Below are 20,361 nucleotides of genomic sequence, written 5' to 3' on the forward strand. Positions count from 1 at the left end.
TGTGCTTTTTTATTTATCAGAACTTTTGAAGGTCATTTTTCCAAGATAACAATGAGAAAAGCCTTTCTTCCAGACTAAAAATTGACATTAAAAATAAATATTAAATAAATAAAATTAAACCATAATACCCTTTTATTAATAAATATTACATAAAACCAAGAAATAAATCTACAGACATCTAAAATGGATTTTTTTCAAAAAAAGAAATTATATTTACAACATCTGATTGTACACAAAGGGATTTGTAATATTATCTGATAACTAAAACTCAAATATGAAAAAACTTTTAATTACCTTATGGGTAAGCGGATTTTCTATCGCTTACTCTCAGAATCTGAACTTTTCTGATTCAAAATTTAAAGCTTTACTTCTAAGCTCAAATACAACTAACCAGATTGCACAAGACTTTAATGGTAATTCTATTGCCATAGACAGTAACGGAGATGGAGAAATCCAGCCTTCAGAAGCGCAACAGATTAAAGTTCTGACAATCAGGTTAGATTCTGACCAAATGTATATTGATCCTAATGGCAGCCCATTTGATCCGAATAATATCAATAGTACATACTATAACACCCATCTGCCGGACGGGATTTCGGATGCCATATTGTTCTCCAATCTCGAGGAACTTTATTTCTGGAATACCAAGACTGCCAACATCAGCTTTACAAACAACACTAAAATCAAAAAAGTACAGGGAAGACCTTTTTATTATGACTTATCACAGGGAGGTCAATATATGGCTTCTCCTATTAACCTTTCTTTTGATAACTGCTCAGGGATTCAGAATATTGCCGATATCATCGCCTATCAGATCTCCGGTAATCCATGGTATCCTGATGAAAACAGCTTAAGGATAAAAAACTGCCATCAAATAAACAATGATGCATTGATTAGTTCCGCAGAGCTTAGAGAATTGTATATTGAAAATTCCAGTATTCAAACTCTTACATTTGATTCCTGTAAATTTCTGGAAAAGATTGTCGTTCCTAATCTGAATACTTTGACTAGAATATCAGTAACAGGAGGTTTCACCTCTTCAGGCAATTCAGAACAGAATATTGAGCTGATTGCCAATAATTGCATAAACCTGCAGGAAATCATTGCAGATACGGATCATTATGAATCAACAGGGTCATATTTCTCCAATGTAAACCTTAATGGTTGCTCTTCCTTAAAGAAAATAATGGGCCTGAATGCACCATCTATTGATTTTAGTATGGCAGGACTGATTAATCTTGAAGAATTAGACTGTTCTTTCTATAACAGATATCTATACTCTACCACTTCCGGAATTTATTTCGGAGATGTAAATAGCTTAAACCTTGTGGGTCTTCCAAAACTAAAAACTCTGAAAGCTTTCAATCAAAAGATCACCAATACTATCAACTTCAGTGTTGCCCAAAAATTGGAAAGCATTGATCTTACCAATTCCTGCGGATATATGAATACGGTAAACACCAATAACCTTTCCCATCTGCATACCTTAAAAACAGATCGTTTTATAACCAACGGGACACAAGGAGCAAACAATCTTCAGAACATTTTCACTAAAAACTGTATTGCACTCACAAATTTTGCTTTCGACAATAATAACGAATTAAAAAAACTCGATTTAGAAAACTGTCCAGGCTTGCAGAATTTATCAATCGGGGCTATGTTCTCGAACTTAGAAGAAATCAACCTCAGCCAATGTACCGGGTTTAAAGATATTGTGGTAAGCAATACAAAAATATCCGCTCTAGACACCAAAGACTGTGCTTCTCTGCAATCATTAAGCCTTTCTTACAATGATCTCCTTGCTTCAGTCAATACTTCAAATAATACGAATTTAGAATCATTGACATTGGCAAATCTGCCTTTGCTTGCCCAGATCAACACTTCCGATAATATTAATCTGAAGAATGTACATTTTAATACCTGTCCTCAGATTACTCAACTTGATCTTTCCACATCATCACATCTGGAATCTGTTACTTTATGGAATATGTCTAATCTTAATTCTGCTAATCTGAGAAATGGTTCAATAGAAGATTTCATTGATTTTACCAATAACAACTCTAATTTATCAGTTTGCGTGGATGATGCACAATTGAATGAACTTCAGACAATGTACCCTGATGTCACATTCACCACAAACTGCAGCAATTCTTTCCTGAAGAGCGACAATCCAAGCTTCAAGACAAAACAGATCAAAGTTTTCCCTAATCCGGTAAAAGACATCCTGCAAATCAGCGCCGATACTCCTATAAAAAACATTAAACTTATTGATTTTCAAGAAAGGATTCTTTTGGACAGAAACTTCAATCAAGCTAATGTAAGTATTGATCTTTCAGGCTATCCTACTGCTGTTTATATCATAAAAATCACGACTGATAAGACTCAGGTTACGAAAAAAATCATTAAAAAATAAGTAATTTCGATACAATTATTTCCATTAAAAATCATAGAAAATTCTATGATTTTTTTGGTTTATATTTGTGTTTATTGTTTAATACCAAAACTACAGATATGAAATTCGGACAAGTAGAAGACCCATCAAAAATAGATTTTACCTTACCAAAAGATCATCCTAAAACCAAGGATATGCTGGCTCTTAATAAAAAAGGACTGGAAAATATTTCTATCGGATGCGCAAAATGGAATAAAACGGATCTTAAAGGATTTTACCCCAAAGGAACTAAAGATGAACTGACCTATTATGCCACTCAGTTTAATTCTATTGAACTGAATGCTACTTTCTACGGAATGCCCACTCCAGATCAGGTAAAAACATGGAAAGAAAAAACCCCTGATAATTTTAAATTCTTCCCCAAGATCACCAATACGGTTTCCCATTTCAGAAGACTGATTGATGTGACTGATCCGGTGACTCATTTTGCTTCGGCAGTAATCAATTTTGATGAAAAGCTGGGAATGGCTTTTCTTCAGCTTCATGACAATTTTAAACCCAAGGATTATGACAGGCTGGAAAAATTTGTAAAAGAATGGCCTAAAGAAGTTCCTTTAGCTATAGAACTCAGAAATACGGAATGGTTTACTGATGAGGAAATCCTCAATACAACCTGTGACCTCTTTGAAGCTCATAACATCACCAATATCATCGTAGATACTGCCGGAAGAAGAGATATGCTCCATATGCGTCTTACTACGCCTAATGCATTTATCCGTTACGTAGGAGCCAATGCTGAAAGTGACTATGAAAGATTGGATGACTGGTTGAAGCATCTCACAAAATGGAAAAAAGAAGGTCTCCAGAATCTCTACTTTTTCGTACACCAGAATATTGAAAAAGCTTCTCCTCTATTATCCGCCTATTTCATCAAGAAACTGAATGAAGAATGGAAAACTGATATTCATGTTCCGCAAATGGCAACGGAGAGTACAGGAACATTATTTTAGAGCAGGAATGCGATAAAAGATTAAAACAAACTTCTTTTTCATAACGAAAAATTTCATAAATTAGAGTGTAATGTATCTCACGATACATTATGCTTTAAAACATAAATCATGGAAAAGGAAATTTGCAAAATCAGTATTGCCAGTAACTGGCTTGGTAATGAATATATCTTTTATGAGAACAGTACCATAAAAAGAGTATATGACCATCACAGTCTTAATTCCAATAAAACGGAATGGATTACCTCCAAAGAAATCAGTAAACAAAGTAAAGACAAACTTATCAGATCCTGTCCTGAGGAATTCAAGGAACAAATCATGCAAATCCTGGATTATCCTTAGCAGAAATAATAATGGGTAATGAGTACTCTAAAAAGGCTCATTACCTATTTTTTTATTTATTTTTCTTCAGAAGCAATACCAGATTGAGAAACAGAAGCAGAAAATCCAGTGCAATCCAGATCCCCAGTTTTGTATTCTCATAATTATAGGCATCTACCTGTTTTTTTGCCGATTCAGACAGTTTCATACTTTGGTTGATGTAATTCTGTACCTCCACAATCTGATCAATATTTTTATTCGGTACGGAATGCTGGGAAAAGTACACGAGGTTTTTCTTTCCGAGATAGCCTATGATCCAGTATTCATCAGACTTATCCATTTTCAGGTATTCTATTCTGTAGTATTCCGGACGTATTTTGCCAATATGCTTAGGCTCAAGGGTTGTATTTTTATCGGTTTTATTTACATTGATCAGATAAAAATCCAATGCCTGAGGAAGCTTATTGATAACCTGCAGCCCTACAGAATTATCCACAAATGCCACAGCACTTTTCTTGATAAACCAATACGTAAAAACAGAAATTGAAAAAACTACTGTTACAATACGGAACAGCTTCGCCCACTTTGCCATACTTCCTGATTTTACCTTAAACAGGACCAGAGAAAGAACAGAAGCCAGAAATATTATAAAAATAATGAGTGTCATATTCTACAAAGATACTTCTTATCTGTATTTTATCTATATCAGAGGTTATTTTTTTAATTTTAAACTACAGTGCAAAAATGTTTTTGAGACTTAGTTTCTTTGATATTTAGAGAGTTTACTGCATAAAAAAAACTATCCAGACACATGAAAGTCTTACACCATTGGTATGGATAGCTATGTTTGGGAAATACATCAATGTAAAATTGAATATCTGATTATGATGTAAATAGTGTGTCAATCTTTATAATCAGCTTATTACTAATCTAAATTCCATTCTTTATAAAACTGGTCGAGGAAATTCAACATATAATTATGTCTTTCTTCGGCCATTTCTTTTCCTTTTTCAGTATTCATCATCTCTTTCAGAAGTAATAATTTTTCGTAGAAATGATTGATGGTTGTGCCATTTGATTTTTTATATTCTTCTTTTGACATTCCCAGTTTGGGTTTCATATCCGGGTGATACATCAGGTTGTTCTTAAAGCCTCCGAAGTTGAACGTTCTGGCAATTCCAATAGCTCCTATTGCATCAATACGGTCGGCATCCTGCACAATTTTAAGCTCAACAGGTGGATTTATCGGTGCCTGATCCCTGTTTTTAAATGAAATATTTTCAATCACAAATAAAACCTTCAGGATTGTTTCTTCGGGAACATTCTGCTCTTCAAGAAACGCCCTGGATATTTTGGGAGCAATAGTTTCATCACCGTTATGAAATTTAGGATCTGCAATATCATGAAGAAGAGCAGACAGTTCTACCACCTCTTTATCACAATCTTCTGTTTCTGCTATTTGAACAGCCAGTTTCCAGACTCTTTCAATATGGAACCAGTCATGTCCTGCCTCTGCTCCTTCTAATTTTTCTTTTACAAATGCTATTGTGTTTTCAATCGTACTTTTCATTTATCTATCAGTTCATTTAAAATAATATCCCAGAGTTTTCTATTGTAGCTTCTAAAAAAATTGACATGTCCGATTTCTTTTTTATCAGATTCTGAAACAGCGATCAGTCTGTACGTTGGTTGAAGATTAGGATAGGTATTATTTAATAAACTCAATACGCCTCTTTCTGTCAGCCAGATATCATCTTCTGCGCGGATTACAAATACTTTTTGTGTCAAATTTTTAGAAAAGTTATCAATTTTCTCCAACAGTTTGTTGGTTGATTTCTTGTTTAAAATTAAGGTTCTCCAGTCATATGCGCAATTTTTTGGAAGACTTTCTCCCAGTCCAAACCAATGTGCAGGAAAATACCCTAATAATGAAGTGGTTAATGGCTGGGCAATTCCAAACCCCAAATAGGCTTCAATTTTTGTCATCCCTTTAAGATTGCCGACAAAAGCATTTTGTGTTCCAACAAAAAAGAATTCCTCAAATATTTCCGAATCTTCATTCATTCCCAGAATCAAAGCACCTACAGAATGGCCTAAGCAATACTTTTTGTGATCTTTAAAGTTTGTTTTGATATATTGGGTTAAAGCTTTATAATCCTTTGAACCCCACAATCTCATTGAACCATGAAATCCCCTCATATCTTTCGGCTTGGAAAGTCCTATTCCTCTGTAATCATAAGTAATCACTGTAAATCCCTGTTCAGAAAAATAACTGGCAAAAGAAAAGTACACCTGTTGTTTTACTCCTGTTGCCGAATTGATCAGCAACAGTTTTCCATTACTTTCTTCCGGTTTAAAGAGATGGACAACCAGAGAGATATGATCTTCTGTGGTAAGTATTAGTTTTTCCATAGTATAAAAAGAAAAAATCCACTATAAAAGTGGACATTTTACTTATATTTTTATGTTAAGTTTCAGACTTTTGATATGTCGTAAATAGTTTTAAGAAAAGAAATCTGACATTCTTGGCAGCCCTGTCTGAGAACCTTTACCGCCGGAAACTCTTGATGAAACTTCATTTCCAAACTTTACACATTCTTCGATAGAGTTTCCATGACAAAGTGCGATAGCAAATCCTGAAGTAAATGCATCACCCATTCCCATTTTATAAACTTTCTCATCTTTGTCGTTTCTGTAATATTTCATCTCAGTACCATCAAAATAAATAGTCGAGTTGGTATCATCTCTTACAAAAACTTTATTGAAATATTTCTTAAGAACCTCTTCCCTTTTTTCTTCTCCGAAAATGGTATATAATTCGTTGCTCTTAGCTACAATAAAATCAACCTTTTCTAAAATTTCTTCACTGACTCTCATTGCGGGAGAAGCATATAAACCTACTTTTTTCCCATATTTCTTGGCTTTTTTAACGGCATGCTCTACCACCTCCATAGAGACCTCAAGCTGTACCAGTACAAGATCTGCCGTATTAAAATACTTTTCAGCTTCGTCTATATGTGATGTGCTAAGATATTTATTGGCTGCCGGCACTACAACAATAGCTGCATTACCGTGAGAAGTCGTCACATAGGCTGTTCCTGTAGCATCTTTATCTGTTTCATGTACAAAACCTACATTCACATTTTCACTTACCAGATTTCTCATAATCTGCTGCCCAAGGGGATCCATTCCCACACATCCTATAAAATACACACTTGCCCCCAGTCTGGCAGTACCTACTGACTGATTGGCTCCTTTACCCCCAAAATAGCTATCTGACTTAACGGCTAAAACCGTTTCGTTGGGTGAAGGAAGTTTTTCGGTTTCAAGAACCAAATCTATGGATGAGCTGCCCACAACAATAATTCGGGGTTGTTCTGATGAGAAATTCATTGTGTTTTGTATTAGCTTTAAAATTTATAACTGACAAATCGTGTTCCAAAAGTAACTAATTTTAAGTTAACTTATTTCTATAAATTCAGTAATTATTTTCACTGGTAATTGATTTTGATCATATGCTATATAACTGGCATAAAATCCTTCACCATATCCGGTTTCAAAAGCAAATATAGTTCCGGGATGTTCTTTTGCAGGTTTTAGGAACGCATATTGGTCAATAGCTCCATTTTCATCAAAGAAATACTCATGGAAAAATTCTTCATAGATTCCCATAAAATCTCCGCCTTTGTTTTGATATAATCTCTGTTCAAGCTCGTTGAGGCTATTTTGAGTATCAACATCCATAAAACATCCCATCCCACTTTCTACAGGATATCCAAAAATTTCTTCTTTTGCCAGATCTTTTATATTCTGCCCTGCTGTGGTTGCCAGCTTCCATTCTTTAATTTCAGAATTATTGAATATAATTTCGGCATAAGCCACACAGTTGCTGTCTCTTTCTTTATGTACTATCACAGAAAAATCTCCCTTCGGAAATTCTGTGGTGAAAGGCAGCATATCATTGGTGATTAATGGATCGCAGGTAACCAGCTTTCCACTGGAAAGATAAATCTTTCCTGCTTCAAAACTTTCTAACAATGGATTTTCTACAAAATCCTTCGAGAATAGTTTTTTTATGTTTTCTATATGTGTCATTTTATTTATTCTTTATTTTCAGTGTCAGGCTGAGCGGAGTCGAAGCCTTCAGGATTTTTATCTTTAAAATTATCCGCGTGGCTGTCATTCCGGCAAATAGATAGTTCTTTCAGTTTATCCCAATTATCATTTATAATTGCTTCCTTTTTTTTACGACTCCAGCCCTTCACTTGTTTTTCAAATACTATTGCCTGAATAATATCATTAAACAGATAAAAGAAGACCAGCTCAACCGGTCTTCTTTTATAAGTATAACTTTCAGGAAATTTTCCTGATTGATGCTGAGAAAATCTCAATTCAATATCATTGGTAACTCCTGTATAATAGGAATTATCGGAACATTTTAAAATATATACAAAATATTGTTTCATCTTTCAAAAAGGCTTCGACTCCGCTCAGCCTGACATTCCGACAAATTAACCTATTATTAGGCAATTTTTACAAACTTTTCAGTTTCTCTTCAAGGATCGCAATTTTATCCTGAGCATCTTTCTGCTTCTTACGTTCCACTTCTACAACTTCTGGTTTAGCATTGGCAACAAACTTTTCATTGGAAAGTTTCTTATCTACTGAAATTAAGAATCCTTTTAAATATTTCAATTCCTCTTCAGTTTTTACTTTTTCTTCTCCTAAATCCAAGTTTTCACTTAAAGGAATAGAAACTTCAGTTGCTCCTACCAGGAAGGTAAAGCTTGGCTTATCTGTTTTCTGCCCAAAATGGATCTCAGAAATATTAGCCAATTTTCTTACTACGGCTTCATTCGCAAATTCAGAAGCATTGGTATATACCTCAACAGTTTCTCTTGGTGAAATTCCTTTTGTCTGGCGGTAATTTCTAACTCCAGAAATCAATTCAGCTGTGATTTCAAAGTTTTTAATAACCTCTTCACTAAAGTTATCAGCATTCTTCTGCTGGGCAATAACAAGCGCTTCATCAATACTTCTTTCAGAAATCAACTGCCAGATTTCTTCAGACTGGAATGGCATGAACGGATGAAGCAGCTTCATCAATTCTTCAAAGAAATAGATGGTTTTATTATATACTTCTTTAGAAATTCCCTCTCCATAGTTAGGCTTGATTGCTTCAAGATACCAACCACAAAAATCATCCCAAATTAATTTATAGATCAAATGCAGCGCATCAGAAATTCTGAATTTCTCAAACTGATCATTAATTTCAACGATTGTTTTGTTCAGTTTATTTTCAAACCATTCAATAGCCTGGTGATCTGTAGCAATTGCAGGTTTATCTTCATGATTCCACATATTGATCAAACGGAATGCGCTCCAGATTTTCGTCATGAAGTTTCTTCCCTGAAGCATTAGATCTTCATCAAAAAGAAGGTCATTTCCAGCTGCAGAACTCAATAGAATTCCTACACGTACACCATCAGCACCATATTTTTCCATTAATTCAATAGGATCCGGAGAGTTTCCTAAAGATTTGGACATTTTTCTTCTTTGTTTATCCCTTACAATTCCCGTAAAGTAAACATTTTTGAACGGCACTTCTTTTTTGTATTCCAGCCCGGACATGATCATTCTTGCCACCCAGAAGAAAATAATATCAGGGGCAGTTACCAGGTCAGAAGTAGGATAATAATATTTGATATCTTTATTTTCTGGATCTAAAAGTCCTTCAAATACAGACATTGGCCATAACCAGGCAGAGAACCATGTATCTAATGTATCCTGATCCTGTCTTAGATTCTCCAGAGTAAGTTCCGGATTTCCGGATTTCTGTTTTGCTAATTCTAACGCTTCTTCAGCGGTTTCAGCTACTACAAAATCTTCATCTCCTGTTCCGTAGTAAAAAGCAGGAATCTGCTGTCCCCACCATAGCTGACGGGAAATATTCCAGTCACGGATGTTTTCCATCCAGTGTTTGTAGGTATTTTTAAATTTCTCTGGATAGAATTTCACATCATCATCCATTACCACGTCTAAAGCAGGCTTAGCAAGATCAGACATCTTAAGGAACCACTGTACAGAAATTTTAGGTTCAATTACCGCACCTGTTCTTTCCGAAGTTCCTACTTTATTTACATAGTCTTCAGCTTTCAGCAAAAGATCTTTTTCTTCCAGTTCTTTTGCAATCTGCTTTCTTACATCGAATCTGTTTTTCCCTGCATAATGTAATCCATGCTCATTAAGATTTCCGTCATCATCCAAAGCATCAATCATTTTCAGCTGATGTCTCTGTCCGATTTCGTAGTCATTCACATCATGTGCCGGCGTAATTTTCAGGGCTCCAGTTCCGAATTCAATATCAACATATTCGTCTTCAATGATTGGAACTACTCTGTTTACAATCGGTACAATTACATTTTTACCTTTTAAGTGAGCATATCTTTCATCATTAGGATTGATACACACTGCAGTATCCCCAAAAATAGTTTCAGGGCGTGTAGTAGCAACTGAAAGGAACTCTTCTGAGCCTTCAATTTTATATTTAAGGAAATATAGTTTTCCGTTCTGCTCTTTGAATATTACTTCTTCATCAGAAATATTAGTCTTGGCTTCAGGATCCCAGTTGACCATTCTGTATCCTCTGTAGATCTTTCCTTTATTATACAGATCTACGAAACTTATGATGACCTGTTTTGAAAGATTATCTTCCATTGTAAAACGGGTTCTGTCCCAATCACAAGAACATCCCAGTTTTTTCAGCTGCTCAAGGATGGTACCTCCATATTTATGAGTCCAGTCCCAGGCATGTTTTAGAAATTCTTCACGGGTAAGATCTGACTTATTGATTCCTTCAGACTTCAATTTAGCAACAACTTTAGCTTCGGTAGCAATTGAAGCGTGATCTGTTCCCGGAATCCAACAAGCATTAAACCCGCGCATTCTTGCACGACGGACCAGAACATCTTGAATGGTATTGTTCAGCATATGTCCCATGTGTAATATCCCCGTTACGTTTGGCGGAGGAATAACCACGGTATATGGTGGTTTGTCATTAGGTTCTGAGTGGAAATATTTATTTTCCAACCAGTAATTGTACCATTTCTGTTCTGTTTCCTGTGGATTGTACTTTTCTGAAATCTGCATAAATTCTATTTCTTTGGCTTGCAATTTGCAAAAATAGTCTAAAGAAAAAAATTTTTAAGCATGAATTAAAATAATTTTTAACTTTGTTTCACAAAATTTATCTAACAAACGTATTAACATTCAAGAATATGAAAAAACTAATTGCAGGAATTGCATTATTCGGGACATTTGCAATTGCATCTGCACAAACAATTACATTTGATAAAACAACTTTTGATTACGGTACTATTAAGCCCAATGCTGATGGTACGAGATTCTTTACTGTAACGAATTCAGGTGATAAGCCTTTGATTCTTTCAAACGTAAAGCCTTCTTGTGGATGTACAACTCCTGAGTTCAGCCAAGATCCTATCATGCCGGGTAAATCCGCTAAGATCAAAGTTGGATACAACACTGCTATTCCTGGAGGTTTCAACAAAATGATTGAGGTTTTCTCTAATGACCCTGTAAACAGTAGAAGTGTAATCTACATTAAAGGTAATGTAGACGCTAATGCTCCTGTTGCTGAGGCAAAAGTATTGACTCCTGCTGAGCAGAAAGAAGCTGCTAAAGCTGAGAAAAAAGCTGCTAAACTAGCTAAAAAGGCTGCTGCGAAGTAATCTCTACTCAAAAAAAATAAAGAAACCGTCTCCATAGAGGCGGTTTTTTTATTACATTTATGTTTGTTAAGGCAGCAGATGACAGGTAATGGGTGGGAGGAAGTGACATTTGCTGAAATCTTTGGGCCTATTCCTTCTTAAAATGGCTGGGCTAAAGCCCACCCCCTATTGAATTATAACAACAACATCTTTTAATCTTTTAAATATATGGACACCAATTTCTCAGATGACTTTAAGGTAAATGGAAAGTTTTCAATAAAAAAAACTTCAACATCTTATAAAGGAAAACTCACCAAAGAAGATGGAGAACAAATGCTGATTCAGGAGAAAGAAAAGCTTCGTGAACTGCAGGAAAGATTATATGCTGACGGAAGCCAGTCTCTCCTGGTTGTATTACAGGCTATGGATGCAGCGGGAAAAGACAGTATGATAGAACATGTTTTCGGAGGGGTGAATCCTCAGGGATGCAATGTGACCAGTTTTAAAACACCAAGTTCTAAAGAGTATTCCCATGATTTTTTATGGAGGCATTATCTCGCATTGCCACAGAAAGGAATGATTGGGATTTTCAACCGGTCCCATTATGAGAGTGTCCTGGTCTGTAAAGTACATCCTGAATATAATTTAAGTGAAAAAACATGGTCTTCAGTAAAAGATTTCGACAATAAATTCTGGGAAAACAGATATGAAAGTATCAGAAATTTTGAAAAGCACCTTTCACAGAACGGAACAACGGTTGTAAAGATCTTTTTACATGTTTCTAAGGATGAGCAAAAAAAAAGGCTTCTGGACAGAATCAATGAACAGGAAAAAAACTGGAAATTCTCTGCAGCAGATCTTCCGGAAAGAGCATTATTCGATCAATATATGGAAGCTTATGAAGCAGCAATCAATGAAACATCAAAAGATCATGCTCCTTGGTATGTACTTCCTGCCGACAACAAATGGTTTGCAAGAGTGGCTGCTATCCAGATTATTATTGATACTCTTGAAAAAATGAATCTCAAATATCCTACCCTTTCTGATAAAGACAAAGAAGACCTAGAGCGGGCCAAAACACAATTAATGGGAGAATAATCAGTCATGGCTTATTTCAAAACCGATCTGTGATGAATATAATTAAAGACCTTTGAATGTAATTTTTCAAAGGTTTTTTTCCATGTGAATTGTCCGGTATTTTTTATCTTATTCCCATTTTCAGGTAATAGGAATGGTATAATTTCCTTTGGAATGCGCCAGAAAACTTCGGGTGGATTTTGCCTGAAAATATTGATGTACAGTTTTAATGTTTCCAGATACCAGTCCTGATGCTTATGATAATCATTAATTCCACCTACATTTGGGAAATGATGCAGCTCTCTTTCCAGGATCTTCGGACAGAATTCTTTCCAGTATTCAGTGGTATAGAGCAAATGCATATGCCATACTTTATCTACTACGATTGAAGGGGAGGCTCCGTTTTTTGAGATACAGCATAAATAAACAAACTTTTTATATTCTTCAATGGCAAGCAGACAGAATCTTCTCGTCCACCCTTCAGTCTGAGCTAATTTTCTGGAAAATGGAATGATGACGTGAGCCTGATCAATCTGATACGATGAAATCCTTTCCCACAAAGGATTCTGGTCATAATCTAACTGTGTGCTATCAAGTAAAACGGAAGTAAATTTGGGTTTCATGATGTCAAAATTTTAATGGTAATGCTAGTTATTAATATAAACTCAATCAACCTCCGCATCCACATGATGGAGGGCTATTATAGTTATAAATTTCTTTTTTGTAATGACATTGAAGTAATTTTGCAAAATCATCTCTGTTCATATCCGTATAAACATCTGTATCCCCTAAATTTAATTGAAAATCTTTTTCAGGATACAAATCTACTGTCACCGAAATAACGGCATCAATAATCTGAATTTCAGAAATTTCGTTCCAAATCAATTGCTGCTTTTTCTTATGGTTAAAAATTCCTGTTTTGGTGATGGATAATATTTCAACAGCTTTTTCTTCCGGCGTTCTCTGTTCCCTAATGCATCCGATTAAGATTTTTACTGAACCATAAAATAAGGCTGATATCAATACAAGTACAATAACCGAGATTAAAAATTTAAAAAAACTATTACTTGTCAGCAAAAGATAGATTATTGCACAAAGGGCAGTCAATAGAGCAAGTGATATGAGCGTAAAGAAAATAATCGCCATATATCCTGGTTTTCTTTGTCTGGATTTATATAAAGTGATTTCTGTTTTCATTTTGTATGTTAATATATTAAAATTAACAGCCACAACCACAGGATGATGGAGTAATATAGGTATAAATTTCTTTTTTATAATGATATTCCAATAGCTTTTCAAAATCTTCCTGCTTCATTTGCTTCTGAAGATCTGTCTTGAAAAGGTTAAGTTTAAAATCTTTTCCAGAATCAAAATCTACAGTTACAGCCAATATAGAATCTATAATCTGTATTTCTGAAATATTTCCCCATTCGGATTTTTTGTTTTCCGGATAATAAGTTATTCCTTCTTTTGAGATGGTTAAAGCAGGATAAATAACCGGACGTTTTCTTTGTTTTCTAATCAGATAAAGGAAATGTTTTACGATCAAATAATTTAAAAACATCAACCCGATCCATACCGTATTATTAAAAATCTTTATCAGTATAACATTGGTAACATCACTGAAAAAATAAACCAGACATTGATCTATCACCCAAAATAATCCGTATACAAAGGCAATGTAGAGTAGAATAAGAATATATCCGGGTTTTTCTTCAGGAACTGAATGTAATGTGATTTCTGTTCTCATTTTAATTTGTTTATACAAATGTGTGGTAACAGAAAAATATAAAAGTTTTCTATTCGTCTTATTTAGTTTCATATAAGTCTTATATTAGACTTATACAAAACAATACCCTTTTTCACATATAACTATGAAAACAGATTTGATTTTAAAAATAAAATTTGAGGAAGATTATATTGTAAAAAACGAGAAAATCTATAAGCCGGATTTTGTACTTCCGAAGAAGTGCCTGTTATTTATCTACGTATTACATTGCTGCAACACTTGAGCTGATTACCCCTCGGTTTTCAGGACGAGCCGCCCCTATTTCCATTACTGAAAAGAACCGATATACTTACCATTGCACCGCAAAGAGTTTACCTGGTTTCACTACAGCCGAACTGTACTTGCTTTCTGTTGCACTTGTCCTACCCTCACGGGTGACGGATGTTATCCGCTTTGCTGCTCTATGGTGTCCGGACTTTCCTACCTCCCGTAAAACGGGAAATCAACAAGCCGATTTTCTCGCGGATGCAAAGATACATAAATTTCGCAAAGAAAGTGGATAAAGCTAAGGCAGCAGAGAAATCTCAGCTGTTAATTCTCTTTGTTTCACATTTCTATGATTTTACATTATAATTTTCACCAATTACCACTTTATTATTATCTTCGTGCCATTATATATCTATGGATTCCAGAGAAAAAGAATTTGCGAAGCTTATTAAGGATAATCAGGGTCTGATTATCAAGGTATCGCGCCTGTATACCAATTCTCTGGAAGATGAGGAGGATCTTTTCCAGGAAATTGTTTTACAGCTCTGGAGAAGCTATGATTCCTTTAAAGGGAATTCCAAGATTTCCACATGGATGTATCGTGTAGCGCTCAATACGGCCATTACCCTCTTTAGAAAAAAAAGCAAAAGTCTTCCTACGAATGAGCTGGACATCAACCACAAGGATTTTGTGGAAGATGACGATGAAAAACAGCAGCAGGTATCACTTTTGTATACTGTAATCAAGACTCTTCCTAATGTAGAAAGAGCCATTGTCATGATGTATCTTGACGATCTGCCTTACAAGGATATTGCAGAAAACCTCGGTATCACTGAAGTCAATGCACGCGTGAAAATGAACAGATTAAAGAAAACCCTTAAAGAACAGATGGAAAAATATGCCTGAATTTGATCTAGATAGTTTAAAAAAAACATGGCAGGAACAACCTGTTCAGCCTAAATATGACGACAAGGAGATTCTCCAGATGTTGAATAGAAAATCACGTAATTACATAAAGTATATTTTCTGGATCAGCGTTGTAGAATTTTTGTTCTTTTCCGTATTAGGTCTGTTTTATCTTTTCCCGGAAGAAGAATCAGACAGCTTCCGCAAAATGCTGGAAAGATTAGGCGCTCAGGAAGCTCCGGAAGTAGAAAACAACTTCGGCCATGCTTATTTAGCTATAAAAGTTTTAAGTTTATTGATCACAGCATATTTTGTATTGAAGTTCTACCAGAATTACAGAAGAATCAAGATTGAGGAAAATCTGAAGGGTCTTATCACCAGAATTATTAAGTTCAAAACCACAGTGAATGCTTTTATTCTGATCAGCATTGTATTATTGTTGATATTCACGTTTGTATTGACTGCATTCATATTTTACACTTTAAATTCTCAGAATATACAGCCTAGCGGCTCAAATCTTACCATCATTATAGTAGGAATTGTTGTCAGTACCTTATTAGGCATATCTATGATCTGGCTTTATTACAGACTGGTATATGGTACAATTATTAAAAAACTTGATAAAAATTTAAAGCAGCTTAAAGAAATAGATTCTCAGGAAAGTTAATATACATAGGCATATTTCGGGATATAATTATTAATTTTAGCCCACCAAATCTTAAACTATGCCCTTATCTTATGTATATGGAACTTCTGAGGTTTCATTATTAGGACAGACCATCGGAGCCAATCTTAAAAGTACTGTCGAAAAACATCCCCATCAGGAAGCATTAGTCTGTGTTCATCAGAATTACAGAGCTACTTACCAGGAATTTTACAATCAGACAACCGCTGTTGCAAAAGCTTTACTGCTTTTGGGAGCAAAAGCCGGTGACAGAATCGGAATCTGGTCTTCTAACCGTTATGAATGGGTTCTTTTGCAGTATGCCACTGCGAGAATAGGAACTATTTTAGTTAATATCAATCCGGCCTACAGGACTCATGAACTCACCTATGTCCTTAATCAGTCTGAAGTTCGTTTCATTTTTTCTTCCTTAAGTTATAAAAGCAGCAACTACAAAGAAATGGTTGAGTATGCCAAAGAAGTATGCCCCACCCTTGAACATGAAATATTCTTTGATGAAACCTGGGAAGCTTTTGTCAATAAGGGTCAGGATATTTCAGATGAAGTTCTTCACAGTTTTGAAGAACATGTACAATTTGATGACCCTGTTAATATTCAATATACTTCCGGAACTACAGGTTTCCCGAAAGGCGTCACGCTTTCTCATCATAATATTCTCAACAACGGTTATTTTATCGGAATCAGATTAAAATATACTGAGAAAGACCGGGTCTGTATTCCCGTTCCCTTCTATCATTGCTTTGGTATGGTTATCGGAAATATATGCTGCACAGCCCATGGAGCCTGCATGGTAATTCCCAACGACAGTTTTGATCCGGAAATTACTTTAAAAGCCGTTTCTGACGAAAAATGTACTTCTTTGTATGGTGTTCCTACCATGTTTATTGCTGAACTGGCAGTAAAAGATTTTAATAAGTATGATTTTTCAAGCTTAAGAACTGGTGTCATGGCAGGATCAGTATGCCCTCCCGAGATTATGAAAAAGGTAGAAAGTTTGATGAATATTAAAGAAATGAGCATCTGCTACGGAATGACGGAAACTTCGCCTGTATCTACCCAGACTTTAATAGGAACACCACTGGAGAAGCAGGTAAGTACTGTGGGAACTGTTCAGGATCACCTTGAAATAAAAATTGTGGATGAAAATGGCAGAACCCTGAAACGTGGAGAACATGGCGAACTTTGTACAAGAGGCTATTCTGTCATGCTGAAATACTGGAATGACCCTGAAAACACTAAAAAAGTACTGGACGATGCCCGCTGGATGCATACCGGAGATATGGCAGTAATGGATAAAGACGGATATATTACCATTTCAGGAAGAATAAAAGACCTCATCATCCGTGGCGGAGAAAATATTTCACCTAAAGAAATTGAAGACTTTTTATATACTTACACCAACATCCTTGATGTTCAAATCATTGGTGTTCCAAGTGAAAGGTTTGGGGAAGAAGTGATGGCCTGGGTAAAAGTGAGAAAAGGTTTTACCATCACCGCTGAAGAACTGCAGGAATACTGCAAAGGAAAAATTGCCCACTATAAAGTACCGAAATACTGGAAGTTTGTAGATGAGTTCCCCATGACTATTTCCGGAAAAATAAGAAAAGTAGAAATGCGGGAGATTTCTATGAAAGAGTTAGAATTAGGCAGTTTTAAAGATTGAGCATGTCTCAATTTGCATTGATAATTTTAGACACAAAAGTTTTAAATATTTAAGTTTTTTTAGAGCCAAACTTTATGTACAATAGTACACATTAGTTTTATAAAATGTTTGATTTTTCGTCTTATATGAGCTTTTCACCAGAAGCATTTTAGACTTACCAATTAAAATAAAAAAACCTGTTTAAAATGCTTAAACAGGTTTTTTTATATGAATTTGCTTTGAATAATTGCTTATCCTTTTGGAGCATTTTATTTTTAAATGGAAATGTACTTTATTCAGGTTCTGCAATTCCAAGGAAAATGACTACTCCGTCACCACCGGGATTATCAAAAACATCTACAAGGGCTGACGGTTTCCAGTTGTTCATACACCACAGATTTCCGGCACCGTCAATATTTGTTGAAGTCAGTCTCATGATTGGCTGATAACAATGCATTTGTAACTCTTCGTGTTTTGATTCGTTCAATTTTGGTTTTCGCTGAGTACCATATAAAGGATATCCATTAGCTAAAGTGACCTCAGAACCGCCTGTAGGAAGAGTAAGCAGCATTGCCGTTTCCGGTTTTGACGGATTACGAAGCATCGTTACTCCAAAAGGCCCCTGCATATCCAGCGTAGGGTTATTCTTAAAATCCGTTTCATGACCAAAATTAGCCAGAAAAACAGTGTGGTTTTTATCTATTTTAACTCCCCAGGGAGCATAAGTATTGACATCATAATATCCCAAAACGGTTGAAAGGTCTTTGCTAAGGACTGTGGCACGGCTGCTGCTTACTCCTACCACAACAACATCGCCATTACCATTTATTGCAATCTGACGAAATGATTCATAACCTTCCTGCTTATTGGCACTTTCAGAGTAATTACTGAACCAGCTATTTGTAACCACCAGTTGATTTCCTACAATTGCAACTTTATAAACTGCTGAAAAAGCACAATTTTCAGGAACATCTTTATCATAATTTCCGATACAGGAAACATAAGCACTTCCTTTATGATCAGGAATTACATCAAATATTTTTAAATAAGGGGTTTTGGTTGGTAACGGAGGTAAGTTTTGTGATCTTTTTACGGGAAATTCATTACAAATAAGAGTTAATTCCTTTGTGGGACCCTTTCCAAAGTAACCATCTTCCGGTTTTAGATAAACAACTACTGCACTCGGTTCGTTTTCAAAAGGATAAACTCCCGGTTTGGCAGGTGCGAAAGGTTCCTGGCAGCCCACCGAAGCCATCCATAGATTTCCCTGATTATCATATTCCATTCCCTGAACCCTGGAAAGTCCTAATGTAAAACCATTGGAAGGGCTTACCGGTTTTCCATTTTTATAATAAAAACGGGAGACACTTCCTTCTTGTGGATTGTTATATTCCGAACCCCAGCCGAAGTTACCGAAGGAAATATATTTTTTATCCGGGCTCACTGCAGCTCCAAAAGCTACTCCAAGTAGTCCGCCACCCTGAACCGGAGAAAAATCAGCAGGTGTAGCATCGTATTTATAAACAGGACAATGCGTTCCGGAATCCGGAGAACCGGCCCTGAAATTATTGGCGATCCATGCATTATCATCTGCATCAAAAACAACAAATGCAGCACCACTTGGAATAAAGTTCTTAGCTCCCGAAGAATTACTTTTTAAGGTAAGTGTCCAGTTATTAGGAATTTTTTGATCATCAGTCATATTTTTCATTGAGACTAATGAATCCGGGTAAATTTCTTTCAAACCAATAAGCATTTTATAAATATTATCGGCATTATTACAAGGATCATGTAATAAATTTCGTACAGCCTGAAGAAAATTTTTGTTTGATTCAGAAGGTTCATGCCACGCATAATCCAAAAACTGTCTGTAAAAAGGTTTTCCTGTACTGAGGATTGGGTTTGTTAAAGAATAATAGTACAAATTACATAAAGAGTTGAACATCGGATAACTGTTCGTTTCAAAGCCATTCGGTGATGTGCTGATCATAGCCCCGATGACTCCTTCTGTTTTGTAAAGATTCTTCTTCATCCCATAAGCAATTTTCATATTTCGTTCGGTACCTGTAATATGAACTGTTCCGTTATCATCTACTTTCGCCATACGTGCAAATGTATAGATTGAAGCGATAGAGGATTCAGGATTCACAATGACAGGAGCAGTGACATCAGGAAGATAGAATGTTGCCAATAAACTTAAGGGCTCGCCTTCAATTTTATATTTTGTATCTTCAATGATATATTCATGCACCCAAACGGTTACAGTGTAATATTCTGATTCTGCATTTTTAATTTCAACACTGAAAGTATTGTTTTCAAATGAGGTTTTGTTATTAACAGCGCCAATAAAATTTTCAACAATTCCAAAAACTTGGAAACTTCCTGAAGTGATGATCATATTTTTCACTTCAACACTAAATTGAACGGTTTTTGTTGACATAAGCAAATGGTTAATTGGTTCAGTTAAAGATTAATCAACCAAATGTCGGGATAAAGGATTGAATTTTATTCAGTAGAAATACGGTACTGAAATTGTTGATAAAAACTTGTTATATTAAAAAAGAAGGAATGAAAACTTTAAACAAGTACAAATTCAATAATAAAAAAA

General features: G+C 35.4%; 19 protein-coding genes and 1 other RNA gene. 8 read left to right on the forward strand and 12 right to left on the reverse strand.

All coding sequences use genetic code 11. The features are described 5' to 3' along the window. The first annotated feature begins 274 nt into the window (after positions 1 to 274). From KYG33_RS10030 to KYG33_RS10040, 3 genes are all read left to right on the forward strand, one after another. On the forward strand, positions 275 to 2,413 hold the full coding sequence (locus KYG33_RS10030) for a T9SS type A sorting domain-containing protein (RefSeq protein ID WP_219073168.1): 2,139 nt from the start codon (positions 275 to 277) through the stop codon (positions 2,411 to 2,413). Positions 2,414 to 2,511: 98 nt separating this feature from the next. After that, on the forward strand, positions 2,512 to 3,402 hold the full coding sequence (locus KYG33_RS10035; protein ID WP_077419212.1) for a DUF72 domain-containing protein: 891 nt from the start codon (positions 2,512 to 2,514) through the stop codon (positions 3,400 to 3,402). 108 nt (positions 3,403 to 3,510) lie between these two features. Then, a complete protein-coding gene (locus tag KYG33_RS10040) occupies positions 3,511 to 3,741 on the forward strand; it encodes a hypothetical protein (protein WP_077419211.1) in 231 nt (76 codons plus the stop codon). Positions 3,742 to 3,793: 52 nt separating this feature from the next. On the opposite strand, the gene KYG33_RS10045 is transcribed toward KYG33_RS10040, so the two are convergent. The 7 genes from KYG33_RS10045 to KYG33_RS10075 all read right to left on the reverse strand — a co-directional run bounded on the left by KYG33_RS10045 (position 3,794) and on the right by KYG33_RS10075 (position 10,869). Beyond that, the gene (locus KYG33_RS10045; protein WP_077419210.1) at positions 3,794 to 4,387 is read right to left on the reverse strand and encodes a hypothetical protein; all 594 of its coding nucleotides are present in this window, start codon (positions 4,385 to 4,387) and stop codon (positions 3,794 to 3,796) included. A 258-nt stretch (positions 4,388 to 4,645) separates the two neighbouring features. Next, a complete protein-coding gene (locus KYG33_RS10050) occupies positions 4,646 to 5,290 on the reverse strand; it encodes an HD domain-containing protein (protein ID WP_077419209.1) in 645 nt (214 codons plus the stop codon). Further along, on the reverse strand, positions 5,287 to 6,132 hold the full coding sequence (locus tag KYG33_RS10055) for an alpha/beta fold hydrolase (RefSeq protein ID WP_077419208.1): 846 nt from the start codon (positions 6,130 to 6,132) through the stop codon (positions 5,287 to 5,289). The genes KYG33_RS10050 and KYG33_RS10055 overlap by 4 nt, the downstream gene beginning before the upstream one ends. Before the next feature lie 90 nt (positions 6,133 to 6,222). Then, positions 6,223 to 7,113, reverse strand: coding sequence for a ribokinase (locus KYG33_RS10060; protein ID WP_219073169.1), 891 nt, complete (start codon positions 7,111 to 7,113; stop codon positions 6,223 to 6,225). 66 nt (positions 7,114 to 7,179) lie between these two features. After that, a complete protein-coding gene (locus KYG33_RS10065; RefSeq protein WP_077419206.1) occupies positions 7,180 to 7,815 on the reverse strand; it encodes a DUF4241 domain-containing protein in 636 nt (211 codons plus the stop codon). 5 nt (positions 7,816 to 7,820) lie between these two features. Further along, the gene (locus KYG33_RS10070) at positions 7,821 to 8,186 is read right to left on the reverse strand and encodes a GIY-YIG nuclease family protein (RefSeq protein ID WP_077419205.1); all 366 of its coding nucleotides are present in this window, start codon (positions 8,184 to 8,186) and stop codon (positions 7,821 to 7,823) included. A gap of 67 nt (positions 8,187 to 8,253) precedes the next feature. Then, positions 8,254 to 10,869 (reverse strand): valine--tRNA ligase, encoded by a 2,616-nt coding sequence (locus tag KYG33_RS10075; protein ID WP_077419204.1) that lies wholly within the window; start codon positions 10,867 to 10,869, stop codon positions 8,254 to 8,256. 128 nt (positions 10,870 to 10,997) lie between these two features. Here KYG33_RS10075 and KYG33_RS10080 point away from each other — a divergent pair, with 128 nt between their 5' ends. Then, on the forward strand, positions 10,998 to 11,468 hold the full coding sequence (locus KYG33_RS10080) for a DUF1573 domain-containing protein (RefSeq protein ID WP_077419203.1): 471 nt from the start codon (positions 10,998 to 11,000) through the stop codon (positions 11,466 to 11,468). Between the two features lie 207 nt (positions 11,469 to 11,675). Further along, positions 11,676 to 12,545: a polyphosphate kinase 2 family protein gene (locus tag KYG33_RS10085; protein WP_219073170.1), complete on the forward strand. Its 870-nt coding sequence runs from the start codon at positions 11,676 to 11,678 to the stop codon at positions 12,543 to 12,545. 11 nt (positions 12,546 to 12,556) lie between these two features. Here the strand turns inward: KYG33_RS10085 and KYG33_RS10090 are convergent, their stop codons facing one another. The 4 genes from KYG33_RS10090 to rnpB form a co-directional block, all read right to left on the reverse strand. Further along, complete coding sequence (locus tag KYG33_RS10090) at positions 12,557 to 13,147, reverse strand: glycine-rich domain-containing protein (protein ID WP_180564457.1); 591 nt, start codon at positions 13,145 to 13,147, stop codon at positions 12,557 to 12,559. A gap of 46 nt (positions 13,148 to 13,193) precedes the next feature. Then, positions 13,194 to 13,721, reverse strand: coding sequence for a hypothetical protein (locus KYG33_RS10095; protein ID WP_219073171.1), 528 nt, complete (start codon positions 13,719 to 13,721; stop codon positions 13,194 to 13,196). Positions 13,722 to 13,743: 22 nt separating this feature from the next. Continuing rightward, positions 13,744 to 14,274, reverse strand: a complete 531-nt coding sequence (locus tag KYG33_RS10100; protein ID WP_077419199.1) for a hypothetical protein — start codon at positions 14,272 to 14,274, stop codon at positions 13,744 to 13,746. Positions 14,275 to 14,450: 176 nt separating this feature from the next. Continuing rightward, an RNA gene (gene rnpB, locus KYG33_RS10105) (RNase P RNA component class A) lies at positions 14,451 to 14,775 on the reverse strand. A gap of 159 nt (positions 14,776 to 14,934) precedes the next feature. Between rnpB and KYG33_RS10110 the strand changes: the two genes are divergently transcribed. From KYG33_RS10110 to KYG33_RS10120, 3 genes are read left to right on the forward strand one after another with little or no spacing between them, the layout of a single operon-like run. Next, the gene (locus KYG33_RS10110) at positions 14,935 to 15,426 is read left to right on the forward strand and encodes an RNA polymerase sigma factor (RefSeq protein WP_047386784.1); all 492 of its coding nucleotides are present in this window, start codon (positions 14,935 to 14,937) and stop codon (positions 15,424 to 15,426) included. Beyond that, positions 15,419 to 16,093 carry a beta-carotene 15,15'-monooxygenase gene (locus tag KYG33_RS10115; protein ID WP_077419198.1) on the forward strand — a complete coding sequence of 225 codons (675 nt, stop codon included), beginning with the start codon at positions 15,419 to 15,421 and terminating at the stop codon, positions 16,091 to 16,093. The genes KYG33_RS10110 and KYG33_RS10115 overlap by 8 nt, the downstream gene beginning before the upstream one ends. Before the next feature lie 58 nt (positions 16,094 to 16,151). Further along, positions 16,152 to 17,774 carry an AMP-binding protein gene (locus KYG33_RS10120; RefSeq protein ID WP_180564459.1) on the forward strand — a complete coding sequence of 541 codons (1,623 nt, stop codon included), beginning with the start codon at positions 16,152 to 16,154 and terminating at the stop codon, positions 17,772 to 17,774. A 271-nt stretch (positions 17,775 to 18,045) separates the two neighbouring features. Here KYG33_RS10120 and KYG33_RS10125 read toward each other — a convergent pair whose 3' ends face one another. After that, on the reverse strand, positions 18,046 to 20,193 hold the full coding sequence (locus KYG33_RS10125) for a hypothetical protein (RefSeq protein ID WP_219073172.1): 2,148 nt from the start codon (positions 20,191 to 20,193) through the stop codon (positions 18,046 to 18,048). Between the last annotated feature and the right edge of the window lie 168 nt (positions 20,194 to 20,361).

It is taken from the genome of Chryseobacterium sp. D764 (genome assembly GCF_019317325.1).
Lineage (GTDB): Bacteria > Bacteroidota > Bacteroidia > Flavobacteriales > Weeksellaceae > Chryseobacterium.

Bases quoted from the DNA above. Each gene is read 5' to 3' on its own strand.
- KYG33_RS10030 (WP_219073168.1), top strand. From the start codon at position 275: ATGAAAAAACTTTTAATTACCTTATGGGTAAGCGGATTTTCTATCGCT.
- KYG33_RS10035 (WP_077419212.1), top strand. From the start codon at position 2,512: ATGAAATTCGGACAAGTAGAAGACCCATCAAAAATAGATTTTACCTTA.
- KYG33_RS10040 (WP_077419211.1), top strand. From the start codon at position 3,511: ATGGAAAAGGAAATTTGCAAAATCAGTATTGCCAGTAACTGGCTTGGT.
- KYG33_RS10045 (WP_077419210.1), bottom strand. From the start codon at position 4,387: ATGACACTCATTATTTTTATAATATTTCTGGCTTCTGTTCTTTCTCTG.
- KYG33_RS10050 (WP_077419209.1), bottom strand. From the start codon at position 5,290: ATGAAAAGTACGATTGAAAACACAATAGCATTTGTAAAAGAAAAATTA.
- KYG33_RS10055 (WP_077419208.1), bottom strand. From the start codon at position 6,132: ATGGAAAAACTAATACTTACCACAGAAGATCATATCTCTCTGGTTGTC.
- KYG33_RS10060 (WP_219073169.1), bottom strand. From the start codon at position 7,113: ATGAATTTCTCATCAGAACAACCCCGAATTATTGTTGTGGGCAGCTCA.
- KYG33_RS10065 (WP_077419206.1), bottom strand. From the start codon at position 7,815: ATGACACATATAGAAAACATAAAAAAACTATTCTCGAAGGATTTTGTA.
- KYG33_RS10070 (WP_077419205.1), bottom strand. From the start codon at position 8,186: ATGAAACAATATTTTGTATATATTTTAAAATGTTCCGATAATTCCTAT.
- KYG33_RS10075 (WP_077419204.1), bottom strand. From the start codon at position 10,869: ATGCAGATTTCAGAAAAGTACAATCCACAGGAAACAGAACAGAAATGG.
- KYG33_RS10080 (WP_077419203.1), top strand. From the start codon at position 10,998: ATGAAAAAACTAATTGCAGGAATTGCATTATTCGGGACATTTGCAATT.
- KYG33_RS10085 (WP_219073170.1), top strand. From the start codon at position 11,676: ATGGACACCAATTTCTCAGATGACTTTAAGGTAAATGGAAAGTTTTCA.
- KYG33_RS10090 (WP_180564457.1), bottom strand. From the start codon at position 13,147: ATGAAACCCAAATTTACTTCCGTTTTACTTGATAGCACACAGTTAGAT.
- KYG33_RS10095 (WP_219073171.1), bottom strand. From the start codon at position 13,721: ATGAAAACAGAAATCACTTTATATAAATCCAGACAAAGAAAACCAGGA.
- KYG33_RS10100 (WP_077419199.1), bottom strand. From the start codon at position 14,274: ATGAGAACAGAAATCACATTACATTCAGTTCCTGAAGAAAAACCCGGA.
- KYG33_RS10110 (WP_047386784.1), top strand. From the start codon at position 14,935: ATGGATTCCAGAGAAAAAGAATTTGCGAAGCTTATTAAGGATAATCAG.
- KYG33_RS10115 (WP_077419198.1), top strand. From the start codon at position 15,419: ATGCCTGAATTTGATCTAGATAGTTTAAAAAAAACATGGCAGGAACAA.
- KYG33_RS10120 (WP_180564459.1), top strand. From the start codon at position 16,152: ATGCCCTTATCTTATGTATATGGAACTTCTGAGGTTTCATTATTAGGA.
- KYG33_RS10125 (WP_219073172.1), bottom strand. From the start codon at position 20,193: ATGTCAACAAAAACCGTTCAATTTAGTGTTGAAGTGAAAAATATGATC.